The organism is Sphingomonas sp. NPDC019816, from assembly GCF_050274375.1.
GTDB lineage: Bacteria > Pseudomonadota > Alphaproteobacteria > Sphingomonadales > Sphingomonadaceae > Sphingomonas.
On the sequence record NZ_JBNNOB010000094.1, the window covers coordinates 1 to 15,158 of the forward strand.

Sequence of the window (15,158 nt, forward strand, 5' to 3'; positions counted from 1 at the left end):
AAAACCCTTATATAGTAGCTTTTTCGTTCGGGAGCGCCCGCCCCCCCCCCCCAACCCTTGCCAAAAACCCCATCCCCCGCTACACATTATAATCGCGAGGACGCCATGAGCCTGACCCCGCAATTCCTTGACGAGCTTCGCGCTCGCACCAGTCTGTCGGCGCTGATCGGCAAGACGGTGAAGCTGCAAAAGGCGGGCCGGGAATATAAGGGCTGCTGCCCCTTCCATAACGAAAAGACGCCCAGCTTCTACGTCAACGACGACAAGGGCTTTTACCACTGCTTCGGCTGTTCGGCGCATGGCGATGCCATTCGCTGGATGACCGACCAGCGCGGTCTGCCCTTTATCGACGCGGTGAAGGAACTGGCGCAGGTCGCCGGGCTCGACATGCCAGCCCAGGATCGCCGCGCCGCGCAGAAGGCGGAGCGTGCCAAGGGCCTGCATGACGCGATGACCGATGCCGCCGCATGGTTTTCCGAGCAGCTGGGCGGCCTGTCGGGCGGCGACGCGCGCGAGTTGCTGACCCGCCGCCGGGTCACGCCCGAGACGGCGCGCGCCTTCGGCCTGGGCTTCGCGCCCGACACCCGGGGCAAGCTGAAGACGGCGCTTGAAGGTTATGGCGACCCGGCGCTGATCGAGTGCGGCCTGCTCATCAAGGTCGACGGCAAGGATCCGTATGATCGGTTCCGCGGCCGGTTGATGATCCCGATCCGCGACGCACGCGGCCGGGTGATCGCATTCGGCGGCCGGATCATCGGCGACGGCGAGCCGAAGTACCTGAACTCGCCCGACACGCCGCTCTTCGACAAGGGGCGCACCCTCTACAATCTCGACCGTGCCGCGCCTGCGGTGCGCAAATCCGGCCGCGTGCTGGTGGTCGAGGGCTATATGGACGTGATCGCCCTCGCCCAGGCCGGGATCGAGGAAGCCGTCGCGCCGCTCGGCACCGCGCTGACCGAGCATCAGCTGGAACGGCTGTGGCGGATGGTCGACGTGCCGACGCTCTGCTTCGACGGCGATGCGGCGGGTCAGAAGGCCGCGATCCGCGCCGCGCACCGCGCGTTGCCGCTGCTCCAGCCGGGCAAGAGCCTGTCCTTCGTCACCCTGCCCCAGGGGCAGGACCCCGACGATCTGGTCCAGGAAAAGGGCGCGGCGGGTTTCGAGGACGTGCTCACCCGCGCGACGCCGCTCAGCGATCTGCTCTGGCAGTCGGAGATCGCCCAGGCCCAGACCGACACGCCCGAGGGCCGCGCCGCGCTGAAACAGCGGCTGGAGGAACTGGCGCAGCAGATCCCGCACAAGGATCTGGCCTACGAATATAAGCGCGCGATGATGTCGCGCTATTTCGACATCTTCGGCATCCGGCGGGTCAATGCGGCGGCGGTGCACCAGGCGGTGGCCGAGGCCAATCGCCATGTCGGGCGCGGTGTCGAATACAGCCTGAAGCGCGCGGTGCTGCTGGGCCTGATGCGCTATCCGCATGTCCTGTGCCGGTACATGGACGAGATCAGCCGGTTGGACATGGGCGACCGCTATCTCAACGACTGGCGGCATCATCTGCTCGACGCGGCGGTCAACGATCCGCATCTGTCGCGGAAAGACGCGGCCGAGGCCGAAAGCCTGATCGAACAGATCATGGCGACCACCGACGTCCACCCGATCGACGCGCGCGACTATACCCGCGACCTGGCGTTCAGCTTCTTCAGCAAGGCCAGCGATCCGGCCATCGCGGTGCGCGACCTGGAAAAGATCATCGAGGTCATGCTGGAGGAAAGCGAGACGCGCGCGAACCGCGAACGCGCGGTGCAGGCGTTCCAGGCCGACATGACCGAGGATCGCTTCGCCGAGCAGACGCGGTGCCACGCGGCGCACGCCCAATCGCGCGACGAGCTCTATCGCTGGCTGGAGGCGGCGCGCGATCTGGCGGAGAAGCAAGCCGGGGAGGCCGCTTGATACAGCACCTCTCCCGCCCCATATCCGGGGCATATTGGGCGACCTACGCCCACACTGGAAAATTACGCATGGCCCCCTCACCCGCTTGCCAAACCGGCAGCGTGCGTGAAAGAGGCCGGGCATTGAACCCTGAGGGCATTTGATGGCGAAGGCGAATATGGCGGCGGATACGACCGATACCACGGAAACGGGCGATGCGCCGCTGATCGACCTGAACGAGGCGTCGATCAAGAAGTTGATCGCCCGCGCCAAGAAGCGCGGCTACATTACCTATGACCAGCTGAACGAAGCGCTGCCGCAGGACCAGATGTCCTCCGATCAGCTCGAGGATATCATGGCCGCCCTCAACGAGATGGGCGTCAATATCGTCGAGAATGAGGAACAGGGCGAGGACGGCGAGTCCGAGGAAGAGGCCGACGACGCCGAGACCACGGACGGCGAATCCGATGGCGGCCCTCAGCCCGAGGCGAAGAAGAAGGAAACCGTCGATCGCACCGACGATCCGGTCCGCATGTACCTGCGCGAGATGGGCGCAGTCGAACTGCTGAGCCGTGAGGGTGAGATCGCCATCGCCAAGCGGATCGAGGCGGGTCGCGACACGATGATCCTGGGGCTGTGCGAAAGCCCGATCACCTTCAACGCGATCATCGACTGGTCGACCGCGCTGAACGAAGGCACGATGCAGCTGCGCGAGATCCTGGATCTCGACGCCATGCTGTCCAAGGACGCCGGCCCGGAAAATCTGGGCGAGGAGGACGAGGATGACAATGGCGAGATCAGCGCCAAGAACGCCGGTCCCCAATTCAAGGAAGAGGAAGAGCCCGAGGAACCCTCGGTCGATGACGAAGATGGCGAGGGCGGCGAGCGTCGCGGGCCCCGCGCCGAGGACGAGGAGGAGGACAACACCCTCAGCCTCGCGCAGATGGAGGAAACGCTCAAGCCGCAGGCGCTGGAGAAGTTCGCCAACATCACCGCGATCTACAAGAAGTTCTCGAAGATCCAGCAGCAGCGTCTGGAGTCGATGGCGCTGGGCGGCGAGCTGTCGTCGGCAGACGAGCGCAAATATCACAAGCTGCGCGAAGAGCTGACCGCCGAGGTCGAGAGCGTTCAGTTCCACAACGCCAAGATCGAATTCCTGGTCGACCAGCTCTATGCCTATAACCGTCGCCTGACCGCGCTGGGCGGCCAGATGCTGCGCCTGGCCGAGCGGCACAAGGTCAACCGCAAGGACTTCCTCGACCGCTACCTCGGCCATGAGCTGGACGAGAACTGGCTCGATACCGTGCGCGGGCTCGACAAGAAGTGGGGCAATTTCGCCAGCAACGAAGCCGCGACCGTCGACCGTATCCGCAGCGAGATCGCCGAGATTTCGCAGCAGACCGGCATGGCGCTGACCGAATTCCGCCGCATCGTGAACATGGTGCAGAAGGGCGAGCGCGAGGCGCGGATCGCCAAGAAGGAAATGGTCGAGGCGAACCTGCGCCTCGTCATCTCCATCGCCAAGAAATACACCAATCGCGGCCTGCAATTCCTGGACCTGATCCAGGAGGGCAATATCGGCCTGATGAAGGCGGTCGATAAGTTCGAATATCGTCGCGGCTATAAGTTCAGCACCTATGCGACCTGGTGGATTCGTCAGGCGATCACCCGCTCGATCGCGGATCAGGCGCGGACCATCCGCATCCCGGTCCATATGATCGAGACGATCAACAAGCTGGTCCGCACCAGCCGCCAGTTCCTGCACGAGCAGGGCCGCGAGCCGACCCCGGAGGAGATGGCCGAGCGCCTTTCCATGCCGCTGGAAAAGGTGCGCAAGGTGATGAAGATCGCCAAGGAGCCGATCTCCCTCGAAACGCCGATCGGCGACGAGGAAGACAGCCATCTGGGCGACTTCATCGAGGACAAGAACGCGGTCATCCCGGTGGACGCGGCGATCCAGGCGAATTTGAAGGAAACGGTCACCCGCGTCCTGGCCAGCCTGACCCCGCGCGAAGAGCGCGTGCTGCGTATGCGCTTCGGCATCGGCATGAACACCGATCACACGCTGGAAGAGGTCGGCCAGCAGTTCAGCGTGACCCGTGAACGCATCCGCCAGATCGAGGCCAAGGCGCTCCGCAAGCTGAAGCACCCCAGCCGCAGCCGCAAGATGCGCAGCTTCCTCGACCAATAAGGCCGGTTTCTCCGCGCTTGGGAAAGCCGTCGACCGAGGGGTCGGCGGCTTTCCGCATTTTGGGACCACCATGGCTGCGAAGGCCCTTGCCTTGGTGGCCGCTGGGGGCGATCCTTGGGCCATGCGGCGGGGCTTGGCCGCACGGCTATGGGGGGATCGACCATGATGATCGCACTCGCGCTGGCGATGGCGCCCGTTTTAGCCGGCCCGCCCCAGACGGCCGAAACCATGGTGGCCGCCGACATAACGTTCCGCGCCGTTTCCCCGACGCACGCTACGATCCTGGTCGGCCCGCCGGCGGCGCGACAGCTGGTCGAATTACGAACGATCGACGACGCGCTGGCGGCACTCGCTGATCGGCGTCTAGCCCATGCCTGGCCGCAACTGCTGTCCTGGGCGGGGTCCGGGCTGGAGGGTTTGCGTGACCGCCTGATCGCCGACGCGCGCATGGTCTTTGCCAAAGGCCGTACCGCGCAAGCGGACACCGGCCTCGCCTCAGTGGTCCGTCCCCGTTTGCGTCCGACCTTCCTGCTGGCCGATGCCCTGTTGGCCGGCGGGCATTTTGCCGAAGCGGTGGACCTGATGCGGGCGGCCCGGGATGCCGAACCGAAGGACAGCCCATGGTGGTCGATCCATTGGGCATCGATGTCGCAATGGCTTGCCAAGGCCGAGGACGCACAAGGTCGCTTCGACGCCGCGCTCGCAATCCTCGATGCCGCCATTCCGCCACTAGGCAAGGACCGGGTCAAGCTCAATCTGGAGGCGAGCCGTGCGGCGGTGTTGCTGGAACGCGATCGGCCGGCGGAGGCGCTGGCCGCCATCGATGCGGTACAGGCCGCCTTCGACGCGCCGGGCGGCGGCATCCTGAGCGGCAATGCCCGGATCAAGGGCAGCGACCGGCAATTCGCCTGGGTCCGCGCCTGTGCGCTCCATAAAATGGGCCGCATCACGGAAGCAAAGGCCGCCGCGATACCGCTCGATCCCGCAGTCGAGCCGCAGGACAAGCGCTTCAAGATCGACCCCACGGTGAAGCTGCGCAAGCAACTGGCCCTGTGCAGCCAGGACGTCGCCGCGACGGCTCGCGTCTATGCCGGGATGCTGACGGCAACGCCCTATGCCGGGGAAGCGTTGACGGAGCTACAGCCGGACGCGAAGATACCCGGCGTGGCGCCGGCGTTCATGGAGCAGGTCCGCCGCCATCCCGACCTTGCGCCCATCCTCGTCGAACGGCTCCGGCCCCTGCCCGAGGCGTTCGTGCCGGCGTTGAACGGCTGGCGGAGCGGGTGATCCGGGCGCCGGAAACGATCTGCGAAAATGACATTCGCCGCGCGGGGCGATAAGCTGCGCGGCATGAAGTATGCGTTGCCGTTTCTCGCCCTGCTGACCGCCGCTGCGCCGGCGAACCAGAACGTCCCCCGCCCCGGCTATGTCCGGGTGCAACTCAATACCTCGGAAGGCCCGATCGTCGTCGCGCTCGATGCGCGCCGCGCGCCTGCGACGACGAAGAACTTCCTCGCCTATGTCGATGACGGGCGGTTCGACGGCACGGTGTTCTACCGCGCGGCGCGTGACAAGCGGAATCCCAAGGAAGGCTTCGTGCAGGGCGGCATCCGCACCGACGCGCGCCGTATCCTGCCGCCCTTCCCGCTGGAAACCACCGCCAAGACCGGGATCAAGCATCTCGACGGCACCATTTCCATGGCACGCGGCGCGTCGCCGAACTCGGCAGGAGGCAATTTCTTCATTACGGTAGGGCCCACCCCCGGCATGGACGCACGGCCGGGCTATGACGGCTATGCCGCTTTCGGGCGCGTGGTGGCCGGGATGGACACGGTGAAGAAAATTCTGGCCAAGCCGTCAGGTGGCGGCCTGGATGCGATGAAAGGACAGATGATCCTGAAGCCCGTCGCGATCAGTTCGGCCAAACGGCTCGACGGCAAGCCCAAGCCGACGGGCGAGCCGAAAATGTGGCTGTATAATTTCGGGGGTTAAGCGCCCCTACCCACCCCGTTTCCCAATCTCCGTTCAGCCTGGGCGAAGTCGAAGGCCACGCCGCAACCATATCCACGCGCCAGTCGAACGCTCGTGGTGAAGGGCGTCCCTTGGCCTTCGACTTCGCTCAGGCTGAACGGAGCGTTGGAATAGAAAAAGGGCGGCGACACCTGGTGCCACCGCCCCTTCCTGTCGAACCGCCGGACGGTCCGCCGCGCCGATTACTCGGCGGCGGCAGTGCCCTTGGCCGGACGCGGATCGCGGCGCTCGGCGATACGCGCCGACTTGCCGGTGCGACCACGCAGATAATAGAGCTTCGCGCGACGCACGGCACCGCGACGAACCACATCGATCGAGTCGACGTTCGGCGAGTAGAGCGGGAAGACGCGCTCCACGCCCTCACCGAAGGAGATCTTGCGGACGGTGAACGACGAGCCCATGCCCTTGTTCGAGCGGGCGATGCAGACGCCCTCATAGAACTGGACGCGGGTGCGCTCGCCTTCGACGACCTTCACACCGACCTTCAGCGTGTCGCCAGGGCGGAATTCGGGGATCTTCTTCGTCTCGTTGAACTTGGCGATCTGTTCAGCTTCGATCTGCTGGATCACGTTCATGACTTCATTCCTCAATCGTCGCCGCGCGCCAGAGGGCGACCGACCCGAACGCCCTCATGACGTTCCCAAAGGTCCGGCCGCCTTGACCGTGTATCCTCGCAAGCCCTGGCATGACGCCATTTTGCGATTTTCGCATGATCCCCCGATCGCAGCACTTCAGGGATCGTGCGCCCTTCCCACTCCGCAGGACGGGTATATTGCGGATATTCGAGAAGGCCGCTTTCGAAGCTTTCCTCGACTCCACTGGAAGCCGCGCCCATTACGCCGGGAAGCAGCCGAACGCAAGCGTCGAGCAGCACCAGCGCCCCCATCTCGCCACCCGACAGGATATAGTCGCCGATCGATACCTGTTCGATGCCGCGCGCCTCGAACAGACGCTCGTCGAACCCCTCGAACCGGCCGCAGAGCACGGTGACCCCCGGCCCCGCCGCCAGCTCGCGGACGCGCGGCTGGGTGAGCGGCTTCCCTCGCGGCGTCATCGCCAGAACGGGTCGGTCGTCGGCGACTGAATCCACCGCTGCCGCCAGCACGTCGGCGCGCAACACCATGCCCGCCCCGCCACCCGCAGGCGTGTCGTCGACCGAGCGATGCTTGTCGGTGGCGAAGTCGCGGATCTGCACTGTCTCCAGCGCCCAGCGATCCTCACGCAGCGCCCGCCCCGCCAGGGAATGGCCCAGGGGTCCGGGGAACATCTCCGGGTAGAGCGTCAATATCGTCGCGCAGAAGGTCACAGCGTCCAGTTCTCGATGGTCAGGCCGGGGATGTCGGCGAAATCGGCTTCGTTGTTCGTCACCAGCGTCAGGCCCGAGGCCAGAGCATGGGCACCGATCAGACGATCGAAGCGCCCTCGCCGGAACGGAATCTCCGCATAAGCGGATGCTGCCCGTTGGTCGAACGGCAATATCGACACCCTGTCGAAAAAGCGGTCGAACGCCGCCACGGCTTCAGCGCCGTGGTGCTCTAGCCCACGCATGATCTCCGCATAGGTTATCGCGGAAGCCACGGCGCTGCCCGGTTCGCACGTCGCAAGCCGCTGCGCCGCGCGACCATCCGCATCGCGAAGGACATAGATGCAGATATTGGAGTCGAGCAGATAGCGCGGCTCAATCACGGCCGATCAGCTTCCCGTCCCAATCCAACGCGCGAGGCTCCATCTCGAAGTCTTCGCGCTCGATCGGCTTCAGCCACGGCATCGAGCCCGCAATGCCGGTCAGGTCGATCGTCTTGCGAGGCGCCTGGACGGGCTCGAACACATAGCGGCCCTGCTCCTCGCGCAACGTCATCTCGGTGCCCTCGGCCAGCCCCAGCGCGGCGGGCAGGCGCAGCGCAAGCGAGTTGCCCGAGCGGAAGACCTTCGCCTGATAGTCCTTGCCCATATCGCCTCCGTATATACGTCGCGTATATACATCATCCGGCACGCCACGCCAAGGAACGTTGCGCCGCCTGACGCTTTGCCCCCGCCATGGACGATTGCATCATCATCGGGGCGGGCCCCGCCGGATTGACGGCGGCCATCTATCTCGCGCGCTATCACCTGCGCATCCACATGTTCGACAGCGGATCGAGCCGCGCGGCGATGATCCCCTGTACCCACAATCATGCCGGCTTCCCTGAGGGGATCAGCGGCAAGGCGCTGCTGGCCCGGATGCATGATCAGGCCCGGCGTTACGGTGCGCACCGCACGCCGCATCGGGTCACGGCGATCCGGCCCGAGGAGAATCATTTCCGCGTCATCACTGATGACGCGGAATATCGGACCCGTACCGTCCTGCTGGCAACGGGCGTCGTCAATCACCGCCCCAAACATCTCCTGCCCGACGTCCATGATCCGGCGCTGGAGCGCGGGCTTATCCGCTATTGCCCGGTCTGTGACGGCTATGAAGTCACCGACAAGCGCGTCGGGGTCATCGGCACCAGCAACCATGGCATGCGCGAGGCGCTGTTCCTGCGAGGGTTCACGCGCGACGTGACGCTGATCGCCCCCGACGCGACCCATGACCTCGAACCGGCATGCGCCAAGGCGCTGGATGAGGCAGGCGTCGCGCGGATCGACGGCCCCTGTGGCGGCTGGGCGATCGAAGGGGATGAGATTGCGCTCGATACGGCGAACGGCCGGCTGCGCTTCGACAGCGTCTATCCGGCGATGGGGTCACGCATCCGGTCGGAGCTGGCGGTATCGGCGGGCGCAAAGGCGGACCGTAGCGGATGCCTGGAGGTCGACGACCACCAGCGAACCTCGGTTCCTGGGCTGTTCGCCGCCGGAGATGTGGTGAAGGGGCTGGACCAGATCAGCCACGCCATGGGCGAGGCCGGCGTCGCCGCGACGACGATCCGCAATCTGTTGAACGAGCAACGCCCGATCAGGCGATGAAGGCGCGCTCCACGATCAGGCGATCCTGATCCCATTCGGGTACGGCCTGCGCGTTCATCGGCACCATGAAGCGGCGGCCATCGGGACGCTCGATTTCTAGCACGTCGCCTGCACCGAAATTCTCGATCAGCGCGACATGGCCCAGTTCCTCGCCGTCGCTGGCGACCGCGGACAGGCCGATAATATCGGCATGATAATATTCGCCCTCCTCCAATGGAGGCAGAGCAGAGCGCGCTACCGTCAGTTCGGTCCCGCGCAGCGCCTCGGCGGCATTGCGGTCGGTGACTTCGGCGAAGCGCGCAATGACGCCGTTCGAACCCTCGCGCGTCGACTTCATCGTCAGCGCACCGTCATTGAACGAGCGATAGTCCGACAGATCGTCGGCAAAGACCTTCAGCCGAACCTCGCCCGTAATGCCGTGCGCGCCGACGATCACCGCCAGCGTGACGCGCGGTTCACCCGTTGGGCGAGCCGCCGTCCCCGTCGGGGGCGTCGTTTCCGCCTTCGGCGGGGTCTGGCGCGGAGACGCCTTGGTTGGTCGCGTCGTCATGGTCGTCGGGGGCGGTCCGGGGATCGGGTTCGGTCGGCGGGGTCATGCGCGTATCTCCTAAGCCATTGGCTTGCGGAAACGCATGACCCCGTATCCGGTGCCTTGCACTGCCCCGATCGCGATCGACCGAGGCAGCGCAAAGCCGAAAGCCATTAGGCCTCGGCGGTTTCTTCGGCCGGAGCGTTGGCGGCTTCCTGCGCGGCCTTCAGCTTCTCGGCACGCTCTTCGGCGCGCTCGGTGGCCTTTTCGCCGGGCTTCGCCTTGTTCGGGTTGTTGCGCGCGGCGCGCTCACGAACACCGGCGGCGTCCAGGAAGCGGGCGACGCGGTCGGTCGGCTGCGCGCCATTGGCCAGCCAGTGCTTCGCGCGCTCGGCGTCGAGCTGCACGCGCTGCTCGTTGTCCTTGGCGAGGAGCGGGTTGTAGTTGCCGATCTTCTCGATGAACTTGCCGTCGCGCGGCGCACGGGCGTCAGCCACCACGATGCGGTAGTAAGGGCGCTTCTTCGAGCCACCACGCGACAGACGAATGCTGAGAGCCATATTTCAGTCCTTGGAGTAAAAAGTTCAAATTACCGGCAATTCCGTCCGGCGCGGGGGTTATTTCTTCTTCAGAAGATTTTCGAAGCCGGGGGGCAGCTTGGGCATCCCGTCGGGCAGCTTGCCGCCACCCATGCCGCCGAGACCGCCACCAGGCAGACCGTTCGAGCCCGCCTTGTTGAGCATTTCGCCCATCTGCGGACCGCCCAGCGCATTGCCCAGGCCGCCGAGGCCGCCCTTGCCGAGCATCGACATCATGCCCTTGATGCCGCCCATCTTCTTGATCTTCTTCATCGCCGTGGACATTTCCTGATGCATCTTCAGGAGCTTGTTCACGTCCTGCACCGTGGTGCCGGACCCCTTGGCGATGCGGATCTTGCGCTTGGCGTTGACCAGCTCGGGCTTGGCGCGCTCCTTGACGGTCATCGAGGTGATGATCGCGTCCATGCGGAGCAGGATCTTGTCGCCACCGGCATCATTGAGCGCATTCTGCGCCTTCTTCATGCCCGGCATCATGCCCGCCAGCGCACCCAGGCCGCCCATGCGGCGCATCTGGGCCAGCTGGCCGCGCAGGTCGTTCAGGTCGAACTGACCCTTGGCCATTTTCATGGCCATGCGCTCGGCATCTTCCTGCTGGATCGTCTCGGCGGCGCGCTCGACGAGGCTGACGACGTCGCCCATGCCGAGGATTCGGCCCGCGACACGCTCCGGGTGGAAGGCTTCCAGCGCATCCATCTTTTCGCCGACACCGGCGAACTTGATGGGCTTGCCGGTGACGGCCCGCATCGACAGCGCCGCACCACCGCGCGCATCGCCGTCCATACGGGTCAGCACCACGCCGGTCAGCGGCACCTGCTCGGAGAAGCTGGTCGCGACGTTCACCGCGTCCTGACCGGTCAGCGAGTCGACGACGAGCAGGATTTCCTGCGGCGTGGCGATCTCCGCCACCGCCTTCATCTCGTCCATCAGCGCCTGGTCGACGTGCAGGCGCCCGGCGGTGTCGAGCATCAGGACGTCATAGCCCTGCAGCTTGGCGGCCTGCAGCGCGCGACGCGCGATCTCGACCGGCTGCTGTCCGGCGATGATCGGCAGGGTCGACACCTCGACCTGGGTGCCGAGCGTCGCCAGCTGTTCCTGCGCGGCCGGGCGATTGACGTCGAGCGACGCCATCAGCACCTTCTTGCGCTCGCGACCCATCGCCCCGCTCGACAGCCGCTTGGCGATCTTGGCGGTGGTGGTGGTCTTGCCCGAGCCCTGAAGGCCGACCATCATCACGACGGCGGGCGGCGTGACGTCGAGCAGCAGCTCGCTGGCATCCGCGCCCAGCATCGCGACCAGCGCGTCATGGACGATCTTGACGACCTGCTGGCCCGGCGTGATCGAACGCAGGACGTTCTGGCCGATCGCCTGTTCGGTGACCGTGTCGACGAAATCGCGCGCGACGGGCAGCGCGACGTCGGCTTCCAGCAGCGCCACGCGCACTTCGCGCATCGCGGTGCGGACATCCGCCTCGGTCAGCGCGCCACGGCCGCGAAGGCGGTCGAATACGCCGCCAAGCCGATCGCTCAAGCTGTCGAACATCGCCTCACCTCGTCAAACCCGAGCCGGAGAGTCCGGCCCAAAAACCCGTGTCGCACCGCCAAACGCAAAAGCGCCGGCGGGCGAAACCTCGCCGGCCAGCGTGCACCCTTGGGCGCTTCACTTTCACATTCCGAAACGGAACTTGGGGCCGCTCTTATGGGAAAACCCGGCCGGGCGCAAGTCGAGGGCGGCGGAGCCCGATATTAACCTCTTGTACATAGCTTACATGCGACCCCTTCGCATCATGCACGGGCCGCCCGACATCCCCGCCACAGCGTCCGTACCGGCGCGCATATCCGCGCTGGGGTTGGCGGGGGGCGCGCTCATGGTGGCCGTCGCGATCCTGCTGATCGAGTTGGGGTTCGAATCCGTCGCCCAGATCCTGTTGTCGCTGACCGCCGTCGCACTGACGCTGCTCTATTGGCGACTGCCCGCGGGGCCGAGTGGCGCCACCCAGGCGCCGGATCATGTCGATACGCTGACCGGACTGGCCAACCGCCCCCATTTCCAACGTGCCGGGCAAGCGATGATCGATGCCGCCATCGGTCGCAAGCGCAGCGTCGCGCTGTTGCTGCTCGACATCGACCGGTTCCGCGCCATCGCCGGGTCCTTCGGACATGAGGCCGGCGATGCGCTGTTGCGGCATGTCGCCAAGACCCTGCGGTCCGAGGCGTCGTCCGGGGCGATCGTCGCGCGGTTCGAGAGTGACTGCTTCGGTTGCCTGCTGCCGATCGATCCGCGCGGTCGCGACCGCGTTCATCGCCTGGCCGAGCGGCTCGCCATCCGCATCGCCCAGCCGATCCGCCTGGCCGAACAGGAATTCGCACCCCGCGCCGCCATCGCAATCGCGCAGGTGGAGGGGGCCGGCGCCACGATCGATCAGCTGATCCGCCGCGCCGACCTCGCACTGATCGCGGCGAAGGCGCGCGGCGACGGTCGCCCCCTGTGGTTCGATCCCGCAATGGAAACCGCCATGGCCGAGCGCAACATGATCATCGCCGATCTGCGCGCCGCCTTGGCGCACGGCGACATACAGCCCCGTTTCGCGCCCCAGATCGATCTCGGCACCGCCCGGCTGACCGGGTTCGAGGTGTCGGCGCATTGGGAACATGCCACGCTCGGCGCGATGCCGGCGGAGCGGTTCATGCCGGTGGCCGAGGCGTCGGGTCTGTCGGGCGACGTGTCGCTTGCCCTGATGCGCCAGGCGATGGCGGCCGCGCGCGACTGGTCCCCCGCGCTCACCCTGTCCTTCCCGCTGACCACCGCGCAGTTCCATGACGCCTGGCTGGCGCAAAAGATCATCAAGACGCTGACCGAATGTGGTTTCCCCGCCCACCGATTGGAGGTGGGGATCACCGAGAGCGCGCTGTTCGCCAACATGGCGCTGGCGCAGTCGATCGTCGTCAGCCTGAAGAACCAGGGGATCGGCCTGGCGCTGGACGAATTCGGCAGCGGCTATTCCAGCTTGGCGCACCTGCGCGCGCTGCCGTTCGACCGGGTACGGATCGACCCGGATTTCATCGGCGGCATGACGACCGATCCCGAATTGACCAAGATCGTGACTGCGATCGTACAGCTGGGCGACACTCTGAACCTGCCGATCGCAGCCAAGGGGCTGCGCGATGCCGCGACCCAGGAACGGTTGCGGGTGATCGGTTGCGCCCATGGTCAGGGGCCTTTTTACGGGCCGCTGATGGATTTGGCGCAGGTGCGGCAGTTCCTGGCCGAGAAGCGGCTGCTGGCGGGCAGCGCGTCACCGTCGCCCGTTCCTACCACCCCGCGTCTGGCCGGCTGAGATAGTCCCGCTCCGCAGCGGTCGACGCACGGCCCAGCGCCGCGTTGCGGCTGGGATAGCGGCCATAGCGCCGGATGACGTCGCGGTGATCCCGCGCGAAGGCCAGATTGTCCTCGCGCCCCAGTTCGGTGAACTTGGCGACGCTCAGGTCCTGCATCGCGCGCGACTCGGCATGCATCAGCGGCATGTAGACAAACACCAGCCGCTCGGGCGGGTAGCGATCCTCCCACCCCGCATCGATCGCGGACAGGCACAGCGTCAGCGCCAGCGGATCGGCGGCATAGGCCTGCGCCGACCCCCGATGCAGATTGCGCGAAAACTGGTCGAGCAGCAGGATCGCCGACAACAGCGTATCGGGATCGCCGCGCCAGCCGATCGCCCCGGTCGCCAGCACCTGGTCGCGCAGCGCGCCGAACCGATCGGCGATCTCCCGGTCCAGCGCATCGTCCTTCGCGAAATGCTTTTCGGGCGGCAGCGCGAACCAGAAGTCGCGTATCGCCTGCGCCTCCGCGTGGACACGTCGTTCATCCATCCCTAGATCGGCGATCATGTCGTCCCTTCCTGGACCCGAAATTATCAGTTTGGGTTGCCGCCTGAACATCGCCGAAAGCGAAACGATCCGCGCGCTGGCTGCGGGGCGGGCGGACATGGTCGTCGTCAACAGCTGCGCGGTGACCAACGAAGCGGTCAAGCAGACGCGCGCCGCGATCCGCCGCGCGGCCAAGGCGCGCCCCGATGCGCAGATCGTGGTCACGGGCTGCGCCGCGCAGATCGACCCGGGCAGCTTCGCCGCCATGCCCGAGGTCGCGCGCGTGCTGGGCAATGCCGACAAGCTGCGCGCGGAAAGCTGGGCCTCGGCCGAGCCGATGCTGGTCGCCGACCTGTCGCGCGTGGTGGAAACCGCACCGCATCTCGCCAGCGCCTTTGCCGGCCACGCCCGCGCCTTTGTCGAGGTCCAGAATGGCTGCGACCACGCCTGCACCTTCTGCATCATCCCGACCGGGCGCGGCCCCAGCCGCTCGGTGCCCGCCGGGCTGGTGGTCGATCGCATCACCCGCGCGGTCGAGCTGGGCCACCGGGAAGTGGTGCTGACCGGCGTCGACCTGACCAGCTATGGTCATGACCTGCCCGGCCAGCCGAGTCTGGGCCAGTTGGTCGAGCGTATCCTGACCCATGTCCCCGCCCTACCCCGGCTGCGCCTGTCCTCGCTCGACTCGATCGAGATCGACGACCGCCTGTTCGAACTGGTGACGGGCGAGGCGCGGGTGATGCCGCACCTCCACCTCTCGCTTCAGGCGGGCAACGACCTGATCCTCAAGCGGATGAAGCGCCGCCACAGCCGCGCCCAATCGGTGGCGATCGTCGAGCGTTTGTTGGCCGCGCGGCCCGGGATCGCGATCGGCGCCGACCTGATCGCGGGCTTCCCGACCGAGGATGACGCGATGGCGGCGGACACGCTGGCGCTGATCGACGACGCCCACATCGTCCACGCGCATATCTTCCCCTATTCGGCACGCGACGGCACGCCTGCCGCGCGGATGCCGCAAAAAAAAAAAAAAAAAAAAAAAAAAAAAAAAAAAAAAAAAAAAAAAAAAA

At 66.0% G+C, this 15,158-nt stretch carries 14 protein-coding genes and 1 pseudogene; 7 read left to right on the plus strand and 8 right to left on the minus strand.

Annotated features, from left to right (window positions below; translation table 11 throughout):
• Nucleotides 1-105: 105 nt before the first annotated feature.
• The 4 genes from dnaG to ACQKJZ_RS13385 all read left to right on the plus strand — a co-directional run bounded on the left by dnaG (nucleotide 106) and on the right by ACQKJZ_RS13385 (nucleotide 6,115).
• Entirely contained in the window at nucleotides 106-1,953 is a 1,848-nt protein-coding gene (gene dnaG, locus ACQKJZ_RS13370) for a DNA primase (protein ID WP_427731505.1), read from the plus strand.
• A 142-nt stretch (nucleotides 1,954-2,095) separates the two neighbouring features.
• A complete protein-coding gene (gene rpoD / locus ACQKJZ_RS13375) occupies nucleotides 2,096-4,123 on the plus strand; it encodes an RNA polymerase sigma factor RpoD (protein WP_312488646.1) in 2,028 nt (675 codons plus the stop codon).
• Between the two features lie 162 nt (nucleotides 4,124-4,285).
• A complete protein-coding gene (locus ACQKJZ_RS13380) occupies nucleotides 4,286-5,410 on the plus strand; it encodes a hypothetical protein (RefSeq protein ID WP_427731506.1) in 1,125 nt (374 codons plus the stop codon).
• Nucleotides 5,411-5,473: 63 nt separating this feature from the next.
• The gene (locus tag ACQKJZ_RS13385; protein ID WP_312488659.1) at nucleotides 5,474-6,115 is read left to right on the plus strand and encodes a peptidylprolyl isomerase; all 642 of its coding nucleotides are present in this window, start codon (nucleotides 5,474-5,476) and stop codon (nucleotides 6,113-6,115) included.
• Between the two features lie 221 nt (nucleotides 6,116-6,336).
• Here ACQKJZ_RS13385 and rplS read toward each other — a convergent pair whose 3' ends face one another.
• The 4 genes and pseudogenes from rplS to ACQKJZ_RS13405 all read right to left on the minus strand — a co-directional run bounded on the left by rplS (nucleotide 6,337) and on the right by ACQKJZ_RS13405 (nucleotide 8,105).
• Nucleotides 6,337-6,729 carry a 50S ribosomal protein L19 gene (gene rplS, locus ACQKJZ_RS13390; RefSeq protein WP_312488658.1) on the minus strand — a complete coding sequence of 131 codons (393 nt, stop codon included), beginning with the start codon at nucleotides 6,727-6,729 and terminating at the stop codon, nucleotides 6,337-6,339.
• A gap of 15 nt (nucleotides 6,730-6,744) precedes the next feature.
• Nucleotides 6,745-7,460, minus strand: a pseudogene (trmD, locus tag ACQKJZ_RS13395) (tRNA (guanosine(37)-N1)-methyltransferase TrmD); the annotation flags it as partial.
• Nucleotides 7,457-7,840, minus strand: a complete 384-nt coding sequence (locus tag ACQKJZ_RS13400) for a type II toxin-antitoxin system VapC family toxin (protein WP_427731507.1) — start codon at nucleotides 7,838-7,840, stop codon at nucleotides 7,457-7,459. The pseudogene trmD and the gene ACQKJZ_RS13400, both read right to left, overlap by 4 nt.
• Nucleotides 7,833-8,105: an AbrB/MazE/SpoVT family DNA-binding domain-containing protein gene (locus tag ACQKJZ_RS13405; RefSeq protein WP_427731508.1), complete on the minus strand. Its 273-nt coding sequence runs from the start codon at nucleotides 8,103-8,105 to the stop codon at nucleotides 7,833-7,835. The genes ACQKJZ_RS13400 and ACQKJZ_RS13405 overlap by 8 nt, the downstream gene beginning before the upstream one ends.
• A gap of 86 nt (nucleotides 8,106-8,191) precedes the next feature.
• Here ACQKJZ_RS13405 and ACQKJZ_RS13410 point away from each other — a divergent pair, with 86 nt between their 5' ends.
• Nucleotides 8,192-9,100, plus strand: coding sequence for an NAD(P)/FAD-dependent oxidoreductase (locus tag ACQKJZ_RS13410; protein ID WP_427731509.1), 909 nt, complete (start codon nucleotides 8,192-8,194; stop codon nucleotides 9,098-9,100).
• Here the strand turns inward: ACQKJZ_RS13410 and rimM are convergent.
• The 3 genes from rimM to ffh form a co-directional block, all read right to left on the minus strand.
• On the minus strand, nucleotides 9,090-9,650 hold the full coding sequence (rimM, locus tag ACQKJZ_RS13415) for a ribosome maturation factor RimM (RefSeq protein ID WP_427731510.1): 561 nt from the start codon (nucleotides 9,648-9,650) through the stop codon (nucleotides 9,090-9,092). The two genes, ACQKJZ_RS13410 and rimM, sit on opposite strands and share 11 nt — an antisense overlap.
• Before the next feature lie 152 nt (nucleotides 9,651-9,802).
• Nucleotides 9,803-10,189, minus strand: a complete 387-nt coding sequence (rpsP, locus tag ACQKJZ_RS13420; RefSeq protein ID WP_322963358.1) for a 30S ribosomal protein S16 — start codon at nucleotides 10,187-10,189, stop codon at nucleotides 9,803-9,805.
• Between the two features lie 57 nt (nucleotides 10,190-10,246).
• Nucleotides 10,247-11,767, minus strand: a complete 1,521-nt coding sequence (gene ffh, locus ACQKJZ_RS13425; RefSeq protein WP_427731511.1) for a signal recognition particle protein — start codon at nucleotides 11,765-11,767, stop codon at nucleotides 10,247-10,249.
• A gap of 226 nt (nucleotides 11,768-11,993) precedes the next feature.
• Between ffh and ACQKJZ_RS13430 the strand changes: the two genes are divergently transcribed.
• Complete coding sequence (locus ACQKJZ_RS13430) at nucleotides 11,994-13,562, plus strand: putative bifunctional diguanylate cyclase/phosphodiesterase (protein WP_427731512.1); 1,569 nt, start codon at nucleotides 11,994-11,996, stop codon at nucleotides 13,560-13,562.
• Here the strand turns inward: ACQKJZ_RS13430 and ACQKJZ_RS13435 are convergent.
• Nucleotides 13,537-14,112 (minus strand): DUF924 family protein, encoded by a 576-nt coding sequence (locus tag ACQKJZ_RS13435; protein ID WP_427731513.1) that lies wholly within the window; start codon nucleotides 14,110-14,112, stop codon nucleotides 13,537-13,539. The genes ACQKJZ_RS13430 and ACQKJZ_RS13435 overlap by 26 nt on opposite strands.
• Between ACQKJZ_RS13435 and mtaB the strand changes: the two genes are divergently transcribed.
• On the plus strand, nucleotides 14,111-15,158 hold a 1,048-nt coding region (gene mtaB / locus ACQKJZ_RS13440; RefSeq protein WP_427731514.1), incomplete at its 3' end, for a tRNA (N(6)-L-threonylcarbamoyladenosine(37)-C(2))-methylthiotransferase MtaB. The two genes, ACQKJZ_RS13435 and mtaB, sit on opposite strands and share 2 nt — an antisense overlap.